The sequence below is a fragment of the Halobellus inordinatus genome (genome assembly GCF_024464655.1).
GTDB classification, from domain to species: Archaea; Halobacteriota; Halobacteria; order Halobacteriales; family Haloferacaceae; genus Haloquadratum; species Haloquadratum inordinatus.
On sequence record NZ_JANHAV010000002.1, the window covers coordinates 250,991 to 265,141 of the forward strand.

13 protein-coding genes and 1 pseudogene are annotated in these 14,151 nt (G+C 67.2%); 9 read left to right on the forward strand and 5 right to left on the reverse strand.

The annotated features are described in order from the left end of the window. Nucleotides 1-16 precede the first annotated feature (16 nt). From NO347_RS05580 to tatC (NO347_RS05590), 3 genes are all read right to left on the reverse strand, one after another. The gene (locus tag NO347_RS05580; RefSeq protein ID WP_256288656.1) at nt 17-730 is read right to left on the reverse strand and encodes a queuosine precursor transporter; all 714 of its coding nucleotides are present in this window, start codon (nt 728-730) and stop codon (nt 17-19) included. Continuing rightward, nucleotides 723-896, reverse strand: a complete 174-nt coding sequence (locus NO347_RS05585) for a ribbon-helix-helix domain-containing protein (RefSeq protein WP_121568652.1) — start codon at nt 894-896, stop codon at nt 723-725. Before NO347_RS05585 ends, NO347_RS05580 begins: the two co-directional genes overlap by 8 nt. A gap of 103 nt (nt 897-999) precedes the next feature. Further along, complete coding sequence (tatC, locus tag NO347_RS05590) at nt 1,000-3,240, reverse strand: twin-arginine translocase subunit TatC (protein ID WP_256288657.1); 2,241 nt, start codon at nt 3,238-3,240, stop codon at nt 1,000-1,002. 163 nt (nt 3,241-3,403) lie between these two features. Between tatC (NO347_RS05590) and tatC (NO347_RS05595) the strand changes: the two are divergent. Further along, a pseudogene (gene tatC, locus NO347_RS05595) lies at nt 3,404-4,936 on the forward strand (twin-arginine translocase subunit TatC); the annotation flags it as partial. A 551-nt stretch (nt 4,937-5,487) separates the two neighbouring features. Here tatC (NO347_RS05595) and larE read toward each other — a convergent pair. Continuing rightward, nucleotides 5,488-6,462, reverse strand: a complete 975-nt coding sequence (gene larE / locus NO347_RS05600) for an ATP-dependent sacrificial sulfur transferase LarE (protein WP_256288659.1) — start codon at nt 6,460-6,462, stop codon at nt 5,488-5,490. A 122-nt stretch (nt 6,463-6,584) separates the two neighbouring features. Here larE and NO347_RS05605 point away from each other — a divergent pair, with 122 nt between their 5' ends. The 4 genes from NO347_RS05605 (at nt 6,585) to rpiA (ending at nt 11,015) form a co-directional block, all read left to right on the forward strand. Further along, on the forward strand, nt 6,585-8,609 hold the full coding sequence (locus NO347_RS05605) for a MutS-related protein (protein ID WP_256288660.1): 2,025 nt from the start codon (nt 6,585-6,587) through the stop codon (nt 8,607-8,609). Between the two features lie 53 nt (nt 8,610-8,662). Next, a complete protein-coding gene (locus NO347_RS05610; protein WP_256288661.1) occupies nt 8,663-8,962 on the forward strand; it encodes a hypothetical protein in 300 nt (99 codons plus the stop codon). Nucleotides 8,963-9,119: 157 nt separating this feature from the next. Further along, complete coding sequence (locus tag NO347_RS05615; RefSeq protein ID WP_256288662.1) at nt 9,120-10,244, forward strand: ORC1-type DNA replication protein; 1,125 nt, start codon at nt 9,120-9,122, stop codon at nt 10,242-10,244. 78 nt (nt 10,245-10,322) lie between these two features. Further along, on the forward strand, nt 10,323-11,015 hold the full coding sequence (rpiA, locus tag NO347_RS05620) for a ribose-5-phosphate isomerase RpiA (protein WP_256288663.1): 693 nt from the start codon (nt 10,323-10,325) through the stop codon (nt 11,013-11,015). 144 nt (nt 11,016-11,159) lie between these two features. Here the strand turns inward: rpiA and NO347_RS05625 are convergent, their stop codons facing one another. Continuing rightward, nucleotides 11,160-11,327 carry a DUF1931 family protein gene (locus tag NO347_RS05625; RefSeq protein WP_121568646.1) on the reverse strand — a complete coding sequence of 56 codons (168 nt, stop codon included), beginning with the start codon at nt 11,325-11,327 and terminating at the stop codon, nt 11,160-11,162. Nucleotides 11,328-11,669: 342 nt separating this feature from the next. Between NO347_RS05625 and larB the strand changes: the two genes are divergently transcribed. From larB to NO347_RS05640, 4 genes are all read left to right on the forward strand, one after another. Then, nucleotides 11,670-12,428, forward strand: coding sequence for a nickel pincer cofactor biosynthesis protein LarB (gene larB / locus NO347_RS05630; protein ID WP_256288664.1), 759 nt, complete (start codon nt 11,670-11,672; stop codon nt 12,426-12,428). 185 nt (nt 12,429-12,613) lie between these two features. Then, nucleotides 12,614-12,763: a DUF7563 family protein gene (locus NO347_RS17350; protein ID WP_425492345.1), complete on the forward strand. Its 150-nt coding sequence runs from the start codon at nt 12,614-12,616 to the stop codon at nt 12,761-12,763. 160 nt (nt 12,764-12,923) lie between these two features. Further along, nucleotides 12,924-13,775: a 5'/3'-nucleotidase SurE gene (gene surE, locus NO347_RS05635; protein ID WP_256288666.1), complete on the forward strand. Its 852-nt coding sequence runs from the start codon at nt 12,924-12,926 to the stop codon at nt 13,773-13,775. A 42-nt stretch (nt 13,776-13,817) separates the two neighbouring features. After that, the gene (locus NO347_RS05640) at nt 13,818-14,069 is read left to right on the forward strand and encodes a GIY-YIG nuclease family protein (protein WP_256288667.1); all 252 of its coding nucleotides are present in this window, start codon (nt 13,818-13,820) and stop codon (nt 14,067-14,069) included. Nucleotides 14,070-14,151: the final 82 nt, after the last annotated feature.

The window sequence follows — 14,151 nt, forward strand, 5'->3', positions numbered from 1 at the left end:
GTGGCGTACGAGCCGATTACTCGGCGGCCCAGGCCTCGTCCTGCGTGTCGATGTTCGACCCGCCGAAGAAGCCGACCACGACGTAGACGAACGGCGTGTCGACGAGCGCGATGAGCAGTTTCAGCACGTACTGGCCGACGATCAGCGAGAGGATCACCGGAATCTCGAACTGGGTGCCGAAGCCGAGGACCTGCGGCGCGACGTAGAACGCGATCGCGACGAACAGCACCGTGTCGATGGCCTGGCTGGTCGCCGTCGAGGCGATGTTCCGAAGCCAGAGCATCGACTCGCCGGTGGCCTCGCGGATGCGATGGAAGACGAGGACGTCCCAGTTCTGGCTGACGAGGTACGCCAGCAGGCTCCCGAGGACGATGTTCGTCCCGGGCGCGAGCACCGCGCGATACTGCGCAGCCGACTCGGGGTTCACCGCTGGTGCGAGGATCGTGCTCCAGACGAGTCCGAGGAGAATGAAGTTCATCGCGAAGCCGACGTTGACCATCACCTGCGCCGCGTGGCGGCCGTACAGTTCGGAGTAACAGTCCGACGCGAAGAACGTTAGCGCGTACGCCAGCGCTGCGCCGGGCAGGATGATGCTCGCGCCCGTCACAGGCAGTTCGACCGGGAGCCCGAACGCGAGCAGTTTCGAGGCGGTCAACTGGGCCGCCGCGAGCGCCGTCACGAACAGCGCGACGAGCGCGATCCGCCCGGTCTGTGCGCGCGTCTCACTCATCGTCGATTCGTCCGTGCCGTGCGTCGATCTCGTCTAATCTATCCAGCGTCTTGCGGATCGACGCGCGAACCGCGTCGCTCCGGTTGACGAACTTCCCGTCGTCGCCGACGTGTTCGTCGAGGTCCGCGAGCAGTTCGTCGGGAATCTCTACGCTTATCTTGGCCATATCACGGGATTCTCTCGCGAATATTTAGGGCGTTCGCTATCGACTCCGTCGATCACGAAATCCGCTGTGTGTCGGCAGTTAACGCCGAGTGTGCCGGTTCGAGTTAGATCTCGGCGCTGCGAGACGGCGCGAGATCACGCCGTCCGCCGAGCGTGATCACGAACAGGACGCCCAGCCCGATCCCGTAAGCGACCATCAGCGGGATGGTCACGAGGAACATCGTGAGCACGTCTGCGGGGGTGAAAAGCGCCGCGAAGGCGAGGATGCCGACGGTCACCTCGCGCCAGCGCCCCCGCATCGTCTCGTACCCGACGCCCGCGCTGTTGAGCAGGATCATCAGGATCGGGACGTCCGCGAGGAGGCCGATACCGGCGGTCGTGAAGAAGATGAGCCAGAAGAAGTTGGTGATGCGGTAGGCGATCACCATATTCGCCTGGACCGCGTCGTTGACAAGCCAGGAGATGACCGAGGGCGCGATCGTCGTGTACCCGAGGACGAAGCCGCCGATCAGCCCCACCGTGAGCGCGCCCGTCCACACGAAGATCGCACGACGGCGCTGTCTGACGATGTTGCGCTCTCTGAGCGCCGGCCACGCGTAGTACGCGAGCAGCGGGGCCGTCACGAGCGCGGCGACGATCGTCGAGAACTTCACCTCGAACACGAGCGCCTCCATCGGGTGCAGCGCGACGACGTTGAGCACCTCTTCGGGCCGGACCTGCGCGGGCAGGCGGCGCAGGAAATCCTCGTAGACGCGCTTGATCCCGCCAGTGTAGAGCCAGCCGAACGTGACCGCCAGCACGGTCATAAACACCCCGACGATGCGGAACGCGTTCGAGGTGACGGAGTCGAGGATGAACGCGAGGTCGGTGTAGTACCCCTCGAAGTCGTCGTCTTCGGCGTCGCTCTCGTCTGCGTCCGCCTCCGACTCTGTGGCGTCCTCCTCGTCGCCGCCGGTGAACTCCTCGAAGAAGGCGCTGCCGGCGCGGGTGGCCCGGTCACTGATCGAGGAACCGCCGCTCTTCGCGGCTTCCCCCGACGCCGCTGCTGCGTCCCCGTCGGCCGCCTCGGCGTCCGCGTCCGCACCGGCACCGCCGTCTTGGTCGAAGCGGTCGACGATGGCCCGCGCTTTCGCCTTGTCGCCGGCGTCGAGCGCGTCGCCCGCGGCCGCCATCGCCTCGTCTTCGTCCATCGCGGCGAACACTTCCGGCGGAGCCGAGCGAACGCCCTGAACGTCGAGGTCGGAGAGGTCGATGGCGGTCGGATCGCCGATGCCGGCTTCCACGACCGCGAGGTCGTCGATGTCCTGATAGACGAAGTAGCCGACGGCGACGGCGGCAGCCAGGATCGCCGCGACGAGTACGTAGAGTCCAAGCAGTGCTAGCGAGGCCGGCGCGAAGACGACGTAGTCGCTCCCGATGGCGGCCAAGCCCTGATTAAGGTAGTCGACGCCGCCGCGCTCGAAGAAGGCGTAGACGAGGAGTCCGCCGACGACGCCGACGCCCGCGATCGAGTTCCAGTGGGCGCTGACCGTCCCCGCGACGTCCATCTGCTCGCTGCCGCGGCGGGCGGTGGTAACGATCTTCGCGAGATAGAGGCTGACGGCGTAGAGCGTCAGGACGGGGATCGCCCACATAATCTGCGTGAACGGGTCCGGCGGCGTGAACATCGCGCCGGCGGCGAAGACGCCGACGGCGGCGTGGCGCCACTTGTCGCGGAAGGTCTCGTAGGGGACAATCTCGGCGTACGAGAGCCCGGTCATCGCGAGCGGGAGTTGACTCGCGAGACCGAACGAGACGGTGAGCAGGAAGATGAACTGCGCCCACTTGACGATGGAATACGTCGGCGTGAAGCCGGCGGCGATGGCGTTCTTCGCGAGGAAGGAGAACGTGAACGGGAAGAAGACGTAGTAGCCGTAGGCCACGCCGAGCACGAATAGGCCGACCATCCCAGAGAGAATGAGCACGAGTTGCCAGACGGGGACCGGCGAGGAGGGCCAGAACCCGCGCACTTTCAGCGCGTCTCTGGCGAAGTAGACGAATGCGGGTGCGGCGAGGATGACCCCGACGGCGAGACCGATCTTCGCCTGCAAGAGGATGACGTCGAACGGCGTCTGTGCGATGATCGAGACCTCGCCGCTCACCTGTGCGGACATCTGGGCTCTCGTGACCCGTTTGAAGAAGTCCCACACGAAGAGCCGGAGCGCGTAGAACGTGCCGAGAAAGCCGATCAGGAAGAATATGAAGACTTTCTGGAGGTCCTTCTGCGCGGCTCGAAGCATCGCGCCGGCGGTCTCCCGCCCGGCGTCGAGTGTCTCTCTCGTGTCGTCGTCGAGCGCGCTAGACATACGTGAAGTGAGCCCGCTCGCAGTTATCAATCTTTTCGACCGCCGCGCCGGCGCGTCCGGACCGCGGCGGCCGGCCGTCGTCGTCTCAGCGGGTGACAGCGTTCACATAGCAGCGCGCCGATGCGGAAAGGCCTATAAGATCCGGGCGGCGAAACTCTGGTGAATGGCCGACGATTCGGAGCACGCGGACCAGACGCCCGACGCCGACGCATCTACGGCCGATGCAGACTCGTCAGACGCTGCCGCGGATTCATCTCGCGCCGACTCGTCCCCGGACGACGCGGCGCAGTCCGACACCGACGGAGCGCCGTCTGCGGCCGACGACGTGCCCGGATCGTCTGCTCACGGCTCAACCTCAGACGCAGAATCAGGCGACGACTCCGAAACCGCGTCCGGCGACGACTCCGAACCGGGACCTGGTGCGTCCACCGACGCCGATAGCGGTTCTGACTTGTCTCCTGACGCCGATAGCGATTCTGACTCGTCCACCGACGCCGAATCACCCACCGAAGTCGATTCGGCGGCGACGGTCGACGAACTGACGGCCGACGCTGACGCCGCTGACTCCGAAGACGGCGAGTCCGAAGACGGCGATTTCGACGGTTCGCCCACCGATGACGGAGACGCCGACGACACGGCGCCGGCTGACGACGCCGACTCCGAAACGGCGGACTCCGACTCCGCGACTTCGGACCCTGGCGTCGACGCGGATACGACCGACTCGGACGTCGATACCGATGGTCCGGCCCCTGCGACTTTCGATCCCGACGCCGCCGCCCCCGAAGCGGCTGTCGGCGACAATCCAGCCGTTGGCGACGACCCAGCCGTCGCCGGCACGGACGGCGGCGCCCCGGCGAACGCAGAGGCCGGTCCCGGCCCCGGGGCCGCGGAGATTTCAGAGCCCGGCGTCGACGAGGGATTCGTCTCCGAAGGCCCCGAGAGCGACGAGGAGATGCCGCTTGCGGCACACATCGAGGAGATGATCCGCCGGCTGGCGGTCGTTCTCGGGATCGGCGGCATCGTCACGCTCCTGCTGTATCCCGGTGCCGACCTCGTCAACTCGGCGTTCGGTCTGAACCTCGTCAGTTCCACCGAGGTCATCGACTTCCTCTGGAACAAGCACATCCCCGGCGCGCCGGAGATGGTCGACCGCCGACCGCGCGTGTACGGCCCGCTCGAACTCCTCTTGACCGAACTGAAGGTCGCCGCACTCGGTGGCCTCGTGGTCGGCTTGCCGGCGTTCGTCTACGAGACGTATCTGTTTATGCGACCGGGACTGTACCCCAAAGAACGGCGCTACTACCTCGCTGCGGTCCCGACGAGCCTTATTCTCGCGTTCGTCGGCATCTCTTTCGCGCACTTCCTCGTCCTTCCCGCGATCTTCGCGTACTTCACCTCCTATACCACCGGGACAGCGCTCGTGGCGTTCGGTCTCAAGGAGACGTTCAACCTCATCCTCATCCTGATGGGGTACAACGCCATCATCTTCCAGATCCCGCTGTTCGTGATGCTGGCGATTATGATGAACCTCGTCACGCGGCGGTGGCTCGAAGACCGCCGCCTCCTCTTTTGGGGGACGTTCCTCGGCCTCGCGTTCCTCGTCAGCCCCGACCCGACCGGGATGGCCCCGATCATCATCGGCGCGACGATGATCACGCTGTTCGAGGGGACGCTGTTCGTGCTGCGGTGGACCGGGAGAGGTTCGCTGGCTCCCACCGCCGAGGGACTGGCGGCCCGCCGCCCCTATGCTGCCGTGCTCGCGGCGCTCGTCGGGTACCTCCTCAGTCCCCTGCCGGCCCCGACGGGCTATTACGACCTTCTCCCCTCGGTGGTCGTCGAGACGCTCACGGCCAACGGCCTCGCGGTGTACACGCCTCTGATCATCGCGGGCGCCCTCGTCGGGGTGTTCGAACTCGTGTCGCTCCTCCTGCGCCGCTACGGCCGCTCGCGGCGGATGCTGCGGGCCCGTCTCGCGGTCGACACTGTCCGCCGTCCGGTGTGGCTGCTCGCCGTCGTCGTGGGGTATCTCGGTAGCCCCGATCCGGCCGTCCTCCGGTGGGTCACCGAGCTGAATCTTCGCCCGGCGCTGGCCGGCGGGATCGCGGTCGGGTTGGTGCTCGGCTACGAGGTGCTTCGTCTGCTGCTTGCGTCCCGCGAAGATCGTGCGGCCTGAGCTATCGGCTCTCTGTGCCCTTCCGGACAGCCAGAATCAGGTTCACAACGCTCCGACCATCCGCTGCCGCGGCTTCACTCGCTGGCGGTCGGGTACTCGGTCCCGAACACGTCTTCGACGAGCGGTTCGTCGCCCGAATCGTCGCTGTCGGCGCCGTCCTGCTCGTCCTCGCCCGCTGGACTGACACTGCCCGTCTGATACCCGTGGAGATCGAGCGTCACGTGCTCGAAGCCGAGATCCGTGAGGTGCTCGCGCGCGGCGACGACGAAGTCGTGATTGAGCGCCGCCTCCAGTTCGTCGGCGGCGATCTCGATCCGCGCGAGACCGTCGTGGTCGCGGACGCGGAACTGCGAGAAGCCCCACTCCCGGAGCACGCGCTCGGCCTTCTCGACGCGCGTGAGCCGCTCGGTCGTCACTTCGAGCCCCGTGGGAATCCGCGAGGAGAGACACGCCATCGAGGGCTTGTCCGCGACCGAGAGTCCGTACTCGTCGGCGATCGCGCGGACTTCGTCTTTCTCGATACCGGCCTCCAAGAGCGGCGAGCGGACGTCGAGTTCGTCGACGGCGCGGAGCCCCGGCCGGTGCCCCTCGCCCGGATCGGAAGCGTTGGTCCCGTCACAGACTGTCCCGACCCCTCGGTCGCGGGCCGCCTCGTACATCCGGCCCAGTCGCATCGTCCGGCAGTGATAACACCGGTCGCCGTCGTTGACGACGAAGTCGGGGTTGTCGAGTTCGGAGAACTCGACGATCTCGTGGCGGATGCCGATCTCGTCGGCGACGCGGCGGGCGTCGTCGAGTTCGGCCGCTGGGAGGGTCTCCGACTTGGCCGTGCACGCCACCGCATCGTCGCCGAGCGCGTCGTGCGCCAAGGCGGCGACCACCGCGGAGTCGACGCCGCCGGAGAACGCGATCAGGACGCCGTCGCGTTCGCCGAGCGACTCGCGGACCGCCGCTGCTTTCTCCGTCACCGACTGTGCGTCGGCGTCCTCGCCCCCAGCCGTCTCGGCAGCGGCGTCGACGTCGGCGTCCGCACCCGTCTCGATTCGCATACCCGCACTACCGGGTGCAGTCCCAAAAGCACGTTGTCGTAGACGCCGAGGCGGATCGAGCCCTGTCACCCGAGCGTCACACCCGTAACGTTTTGTCCGATCGCGAGCGAAGGCATCCTCGAATGGAGTTCGAGGCCATCCCGGGCGTCGGCGAGAAGACGGCAGCGGCGCTGTCGGAACTCGACGACGCCGAACGGGCACTCAGCGAGGGCGACGTGGCGACGCTGGCTCGCGCACCAGGACTCTCGGAAGGACGGGCGGCCGCCGTCGCCCGCGGGGCGATCCGCCGCCGACACGACGACGACGGCGGCTTTCTTGCGACCGACCGGGCCCGAGAGATCTACGACGACGTCCTCGGTCTCCTCCGTGAGCGAACCGTCACCGACTACGCCGCAAAGCGCGTCGCGACGCTCTACCCGACGCAGTCGGCCTCGCGGATCGCGGAGGTCCGAGCGTTCGTCGACCGTGCGACCGAGCGCGACCCCGACCCCGCGGCTCTCGACGCGCTCGACGGCGTCGAACCGCTCGCGCCGCCGTCGCCTCGTCGCGTCCGCGATCGCTGTCTCGCCACGGCCGACGCCGAGCGCTTCGCGGCGGCCGAGGAGGCGTTCCCCGAACTCTCCGTCGAAGTCGTCGAGGACACCCGCGGACTCGCCGAACTCGCCCGCTCGTACTCGACTGTCGTGGCCCTCGACGAGCAGTTCGCCGGCGTCGACGTCGAGGGCGACGTCCGCGTGCGCCCCGACGCGCTCGAACACCCCGACGAGATCGTCCCCGAGCGCGTTCTGGCGTTCTTCGCGGAGAACCGCTCGCGGATCCTCGCGGCCGCGGAAGTGCACGAGGCGGCCGGTATGGACGCACCGTGCGATATCGACGCCCTCCGCGACGCGCTCGCTCGGCTCGACGACGACGGGACGATCGTCGGGGACGCGGAACTGGACCGCCTCACCACCGCGGTCGACGACCTCGACGCGACGGTCGCCACCGCGGAATCAGTCGCCAACGACCGCCTCCGCGACGCGATCCGCGAGCGTGACGTCACCATCGAGGGAACGGACTTCCTCTCGCTGGTCGAACAGGGTGCGCGCGTCGACTCACTCTTGGATCGCGAACTCGACGACGAGTACGACGACGCCGTCGCGGCCGCGCGTGAGCACCTCGTCGACGCGCTCGACCTCCGTCCCGAGGAGGCGGATTTCGCCGAGCGGGCCTTCCCGAACGACCCCGCGTTTCCCGTCGAACACGAGTCGTCGGTCGTCTCGCGGCTCCGCACGGAACTCAAAGCGGGCCGCGACCGCCGGGCCGCCCGCCTCAAGCGCGAACTCGCGTCGGATCTCTCGGCGCTTCGCGACCCCGTCGAGGCGCTCGTCCGCGACGCGCTCGAAGTCGACGTCGCATATGCGGTCGCCCGATTCGCTGACGACTTCGACTGCACGCTCCCCGAGTTCGTGGACGGACTGGACACCGACGCGAGCGGTACGCGAGAAGGCGGGACTGCGAGCGACGCCCACGGCTTCCTCATCGAGGGGGGCCGCTCGCCGCTCTTGGACGTCGCCTTCGGCGAGGTCGACCCCGTCGATTACGGCGTCTCGGGGGCGACGTTGCTGTCGGGCGTCAACTCCGGCGGGAAGACGTCGACGCTCGACCTCGTCGCGCTCGTCGTCGTTCTCGCGCAGATGGGATTGCCCGTACCCGCCGAGCGCGTCGAACTCGAACGCTTCTCGGAATTACACTACTACGCGAAGACGCAGGGAACGCTCGACGCTGGGGCATTCGAGAGCACGCTGCGGGACTTCCGAAGCCTGGCCGACGGCGCGACGAACCGGCTCGTCCTCGTCGACGAACTGGAGAGCATCACCGAACCCGGCGCGTCCGCGAAGATCGTCGCCGGCATCCTGGAGGCGCTCGACGAACAGGCCGCGACGGCCGTCTTCGTCTCTCACCTGGCGGGCGAGATCCGCGACGCCGCAGACTTCGACGTCGCCGTCGACGGCATCCAGGCGCTGGGCCTCGAAGACGGCGAACTCGTGGTGAACCGCTCGCCGGTCAAAGACCACCTCGCGCGCTCGACGCCCGAGCTCATCGTCGAGAAACTGGCCGACGGCGACGAATCGGGCTTCTACGACCGATTGCTGCGGAAGTTCTGATTCGACCCACTTCCGAGCGGAGATTTTTCATTCAGTTCGGCGAACGAACACGTATGGCCCCCGAAACGTCCGCCGACGAGGAGAGCCGTGACGCGCCGCTCGCGCCCGACAGCGACGCCACCTACGAACTCGTCTATCGCGCCACCCGCGACGCGATCTGGGACGTGCTGGGGACGGCGACGCTCATCCTGTTTTACCTCGCGCTCGCGGCGATCAGCCTCTCGATCGCGTTTGCAGGCCTCGGGCCGTATCTCCGCGGCTCGGCGTCGTACACCGCGCTCGCGGTCGGTCTCGTTGCCCTCGGCGTCGGCTTTTTCGCCGTCTACCGCGTGTTCCGACTCGTCACCGAGTGAGCAGGTCACATCGGCCGGCGGCACTATAGTAGCACTTGCGCGTCTCCACGCGCGTGGTCGCACGCGGTCGTGCGGTCGATTGCGCAATGAGTTGCAAACGCTACGATATCCGTCGTCTGGGGAACGATTAAGTAGACTCCTCGACGTGGTTGAATCGATGAGGGACGACCCCGACGAGGGGATGCTGTCGTGGGACGAGTCCGTCTTCCGCGACGAACACGTCTTCGAGATCGACTACGTCCCCGAGACGTTCGAGCACCGCGAGAGTCAACTGGAGAGTCTGAAGTACGCACTTAGACCCGCCGTCCGTGGCTCGCGCCCCCTGAACACGATGGTCCGCGGCCCACCGGGAACGGGCAAGACGACCGCGGTGCAGAAACTCTTCGGCGAACTCGGCGCGCAGGGCGGCGTCGAGACCGTTCGTGTCAACTGTCAGGTCGACTCGACGCGCTATGCCGTCTTCTCGCGTATCTTCGAGCACATCTTCGAGTACGAACCGCCCTCGTCGGGCATCTCGTTCAAGAAACTGTTCGGGCAGATCACCGACCGACTGGTCGAGGAAGACGAGGTGCTCGCGGTCGCGCTCGACGACGTGAACTATCTGTTCTACGAGAACGAGGCCTCAGATACGCTCTACTCGCTCCTTCGGGCTCACGAGGCGCACTCGGGAGCCAGGATCGGCGTCGTCGTCATCTCCTCGGACCTCTCGCTCGACGTGATCGACGAACTCGACGGGCGCGTCCAGAGCGTCTTCCGGCCCGAGGAGGTGTACTTCCCCGTCTACGACGTCGACGAGATCGTCGACATCCTCCGCGAGCGCGCCCGTCGCGGTTTCCACGAAGGCGTCGTGGGCGCGCCCGAACTCGATCGCGTCGCCGAACTCACCGCCGAGAGCGGCGATCTCAGGGTCGGGATCGACCTCCTGCGCCGCGCCGGACTCCACGCGGAGATGCGCGCCAGTCGCACCGTCGCCGTCGAAGACGTCGAGGCCGCCTACGAGAAGTCGAAGTACGTCCACCTCTCGCGGAGCCTCCGCGGCCTCTCGGATCGCGAGCGCGACCTCGTCCGCGTCGTCGCCGAACACGACGGCAGTCAGGCCGGAGAGGTGTACGAAGCCTTCCGCGAGGAGACCGGCCTCGGCTACACCCGCTACTCCGAGATCGTCAACAAACTGGACCGCCTCGGGGTCGTCGACGCCGACTACGCCGACATCGACGGTCGCGGCCGGTCGCGGTCGCTGTCGTTGGCGTACGACGCCGACGCCGTCGTAGAGCGTCTGTAGTGCCGAACCAGCGTCGCTGTCGAATGCCACCGATTGCGGAGCGGAAGCTTTGTGCCGCACGTCGCCGAGACGACGCGTATGAAGACGACCGGCGGAACCGACGATCAGAAGCGACGCGCGGGCGAACGCGCGGCCGAACTCGTCTCCGACGGCGACGTCGTCGGCCTCGGCACCGGCAGCACGGCCGCGCACGCGATCCGCGCTATCGGCCGGATGGTCGCGGATGGACTCGACGTCCGCGGCGTCCCGACATCGTTCGACTCCCGTGCGCTCGCCCGCGAAGCGGGAATTCCGCTCCGGTCGCTCGATGAGATCGACGGCGTCGACGTCGCGGTCGACGGCGCGGACCAACTCGATCGAAACCTGGCGGCGATCAAAGGCGGCGGCGCGGCCCACGCCCGCGAGAAGGTCGTCGACGCGGCGGCCGACCGCTTCGTCGTCGTCGCCGATCCCACAAAAGTCGTCGAGACGCTCTCGCGCTCGGTGCCGGTCGAAGTGCTCCCAGACGCCCGGGCGGCCGTCGAACGCGACGTCGCGGATCTCGGCGGGGACGTGACGCTCCGTCGGGCCGAGCGCAAGGACGGGCCGGTCGTCACCGACAACGGGAATCTGGTCCTCGACTGCGAGTTCGGCACGGTCGACGATCCTGATGGACTCGCACAGGACCTCTCCCGGCTCCCGGGCGTCGTCGAACACGGTCTCTTCGTTGACCTCGTCGACGAGGCGTACGTGGGGATGGACGACGGCGTCGACGTCCGTACTCGGGAGTAGTCGGCCTCACGACCGTCTATTGACCGCTGTTCGAGCAATCGGCGGCGCTATCGCCGGTCGCTGTCGGTATCGGGACCGCTACGATCGGCGGCGCTATCGCTGGTCGGCGTCGTGGCCACAAAAAATCGGGATCGAATCGCCGGTTTACAGGTCGCGGGGCTGGACCGTTTTGCGGTCGTTCTCTTCCGCGCGACGGGCGGCGTCTTCGAGCAGTTCGTTCACTTCTGCGTCGAGTGCATCGTAGAAGTCAGAAGCGACGTTCTTGTCCTGGAGCGCTTCCTTGACGGCTGCCTTGACAATGAGGTCTGCCATACACGTCCCCCTATATCGGCACTATATAAAAATATTTTCCAAAACGCCGGCGTCTCCGTCCATACGGGTCGTCTATGGGGTTTCCTATGGGAATAATTTATATACCCAGGGGGCACATTAACCCTTCCTTTCGATATTGGGCGATACGGGCCACAAGCGGGCCCACATCGGGTGGCCGACCGCTCGATCCGGCCGTCGTCGAGTCGCCCGCGGTGAGACGCGCTGGGACTGTCGGACGTCTGTAGCGAAGTTCGTCACTCGGGTGATGACTATCCCGAAAAATAGCTCTATCCGACAGTGTGAAGCGACAGGTACGTGACGCTCACTCCCGGAGTGGTTCGTATGCGCGAAGTACTGGAAGCCGTCGCGGCGGGCGATCTCTCGCCGACGGAGGCCGAGGCGCGGTTGGCGGGGTACGTCACCACCGATGCGGGTCGATTCGACGCCGCTCGTGAGCAGCGACGCGGCGCGCCCGAGGGCATCCTCGCCGAGGGGAAGACACCGGCGGAGGTTGCCGTGCTCGCGGCTGCCGCCCTCGATTCGACCGGCCGGGCGCTCATCACCCGTGTCTCCGAGGATCACGTCGTCGCCGTCGCCGAGGAGGTCGACGCTTCGATCGACCTGTCGCACGACGAGCGCGCGCGAACGCTGGTCGCACAACGACCCGACTTCGACCCCCCGACGCTCGATGCGACGGTCGGGCTCGTCACCGGCGGGACGGCGGACGCGGCGGTGGCCGGCGAAGCGGCGACCGTCCTCGACGCGATGGGTGCAACCGTCGAACGCGTCGACGACGTCGGCGTGGCGCACCTCGGCCGTATCCTCGATCACCTCGACGTGCTCCGCGCGGCCGACGTCCTCGTCGTCGCCGCCGGACGCGAAGGCGCACTTCCGACCGTCGTGGCGGGACTCGTCGACACGCCGGTCATCGGACTCCCCGTCTCGACCGGCTACGGCCACGGCGGCGACGGGGCCGCGGCGCTCTCGGGAATGCTCCAATCCTGTACGGTCCTCTCGGTCGTGAACGTCGATGCCGGCTTCGTCGCCGGGACGCAGGCGGGCCTCGTCGCTCGCGCCGTCAGCGACGCCCGCTCCCAGTGAGGCCCGGATCGGCGACGTCTTCGACCGCGAGCCTGCACCCGACCTGTGTCACCAACTCACAAACAAACGGTCGATTTTGTGGCGCATTTCTGGACGTTCTGCACTCCCGCGCGCGTTCGCGGGAAGCCATATATGCCGTGCGCTCGTAGCGCAGGTACCGGCAATGGTGGCTGCCGGACACACGCATGCCAAGTTGTGACCACTGCGGGTCACACGTCTCCGATCGCTTCGCACGCGTGTTCGCCGACGAGTACGGGCGACTCCTCGCCTGTCCAAACTGCTCGGCGAACGCGGGTATTGCGGAGGTCGCGCGACGTCGAACCCGCACAGCGTGACCACTGAAGCGGAAATAGACCACCACGCGAAGCCGTACTCCGTATCTATCGGACGGCTGAACCCCCGTCCGATCACAATTCCCACGTCCCCGAGAGCGACAGCGTTCGCTCGACGGCGGGATCGGAAGGGCTACTTGACTCTCCACGAACGTTCTCTGCAATGAGTGAGGGCCCCGAGATCCTGTTGACGAACGACGACGGCATCGACGCGCCGGGCATTGCCACGCTCCGAACCGAACTCACCGCGCTCGGCGACGTCACCGTCGTCGCTCCGGACGGCAACCAGAGCGGTGTCGGACGTACGCGGAGCCACACCGCCGTCATCCGCGATCACCCGTGGGGCTACGCGCTCTCGGGTACGCCGGCAGACTGCGTCGCCTACGGCCTTCGCGGGCTGGAGACGGACTTCGACGTCGTCGTCTCCGGCGTCAACAACGGCCCGAACGCCGGCAACTACGTCGTCGGTCGCTCCGGGACGGTCGGCGCGGGTATCGAAGCGGCGTTCCTCGGCACCCCCGCGCTCGCCATCTCGGCGTATCACTCGACGGACTTCTTCCTCTCGCCGCCCGAGGAGTACGACTTCGCGCGCCCGGCACGGATCGCGCGGCGACTCGTCGCCCGGGCGCTCGAATCCGGCGTCTACGACGACGTCGACCTGCTGAACGTCAACGCCCCGGTGGACGCCTCCTCGCCGCCGGTCATCCTCACAGAGCCGCACCACGACTACGAGCAGGAGGTCGAACCGGCCGACCCGGTTGACGTCGACGACCACGAGGGCCAACTGACCGAGGACGAACGCCTCGTCCGCCTTCACGACCGGACGTGGCCCGGCGTCGTCGGCTGGGAGAGCCCGTTTCCGCCGACCGACGAGCACCGACAGCGCTACCCCGTCGGCAGCGACCGGCGCGCACTCGTCGACGCCGCGGTCAGCGTCTCGCCGCTCGCAGTGAGTCACGCCTCGCCCGACAGCGCCGCGCTCGCGGACGTCGTCGAGACGATCGACGTCGAGTGACCTCGCACCCGCCGCTCTCGCCACCCACGAGTGATGTCGACGATGACTGACGACCACTACGTCTACGTCTTGGAGTGTGCCGACGGCTCGCTGTACACGGGCTACACGACCGACGTCGAGCGCCGCGTCGCCGAACACGACGCCGGCGAGGGCGCGAAGTACACACGGGGACGGACGCCGGTCGACCTCGTCCACGTCGAGTCCTTCGACTCGAAGTCGGCCGCGATGTCTCGCGAGTACGAGATCAAACAGCTCTCTCGCGCCCAGAAGGAGCGGCTGGTCGGGTTGGACTAATCGACGACGGCGTCGGGGTGGCTGAATCGACGACGGCGCCAGGTCGGACTACTCTTAGGGATTATCGTCACTGTTCGGAGAT

What these genes read in the sequence shown, in the direction of transcription:
- NO347_RS05640 (WP_256288667.1), top strand. Translation starts at nt 13,818, where the DNA reads ATGACTGACGACCACTACGTCTACGTCTTGGAGTGTGCCGACGGCTCG.
- NO347_RS05605 (WP_256288660.1), top strand. Translation starts at nt 6,585, where the DNA reads ATGGAGTTCGAGGCCATCCCGGGCGTCGGCGAGAAGACGGCAGCGGCG.
- tatC (WP_256288657.1), bottom strand. Translation starts at nt 3,240, where the DNA reads ATGTCTAGCGCGCTCGACGACGACACGAGAGAGACACTCGACGCCGGG.
- NO347_RS05580 (WP_256288656.1), bottom strand. Translation starts at nt 730, where the DNA reads ATGAGTGAGACGCGCGCACAGACCGGGCGGATCGCGCTCGTCGCGCTG.
- rpiA (WP_256288663.1), top strand. Translation starts at nt 10,323, where the DNA reads ATGAAGACGACCGGCGGAACCGACGATCAGAAGCGACGCGCGGGCGAA.
- larE (WP_256288659.1), bottom strand. Translation starts at nt 6,462, where the DNA reads ATGCGAATCGAGACGGGTGCGGACGCCGACGTCGACGCCGCTGCCGAG.
- NO347_RS17350 (WP_425492345.1), top strand. Translation starts at nt 12,614, where the DNA reads ATGCCAAGTTGTGACCACTGCGGGTCACACGTCTCCGATCGCTTCGCA.
- NO347_RS05615 (WP_256288662.1), top strand. Translation starts at nt 9,120, where the DNA reads ATGAGGGACGACCCCGACGAGGGGATGCTGTCGTGGGACGAGTCCGTC.
- NO347_RS05625 (WP_121568646.1), bottom strand. Translation starts at nt 11,327, where the DNA reads ATGGCAGACCTCATTGTCAAGGCAGCCGTCAAGGAAGCGCTCCAGGAC.
- NO347_RS05610 (WP_256288661.1), top strand. Translation starts at nt 8,663, where the DNA reads ATGGCCCCCGAAACGTCCGCCGACGAGGAGAGCCGTGACGCGCCGCTC.
- NO347_RS05585 (WP_121568652.1), bottom strand. Translation starts at nt 896, where the DNA reads ATGGCCAAGATAAGCGTAGAGATTCCCGACGAACTGCTCGCGGACCTC.
- larB (WP_256288664.1), top strand. Translation starts at nt 11,670, where the DNA reads ATGCGCGAAGTACTGGAAGCCGTCGCGGCGGGCGATCTCTCGCCGACG.
- surE (WP_256288666.1), top strand. Translation starts at nt 12,924, where the DNA reads ATGAGTGAGGGCCCCGAGATCCTGTTGACGAACGACGACGGCATCGAC.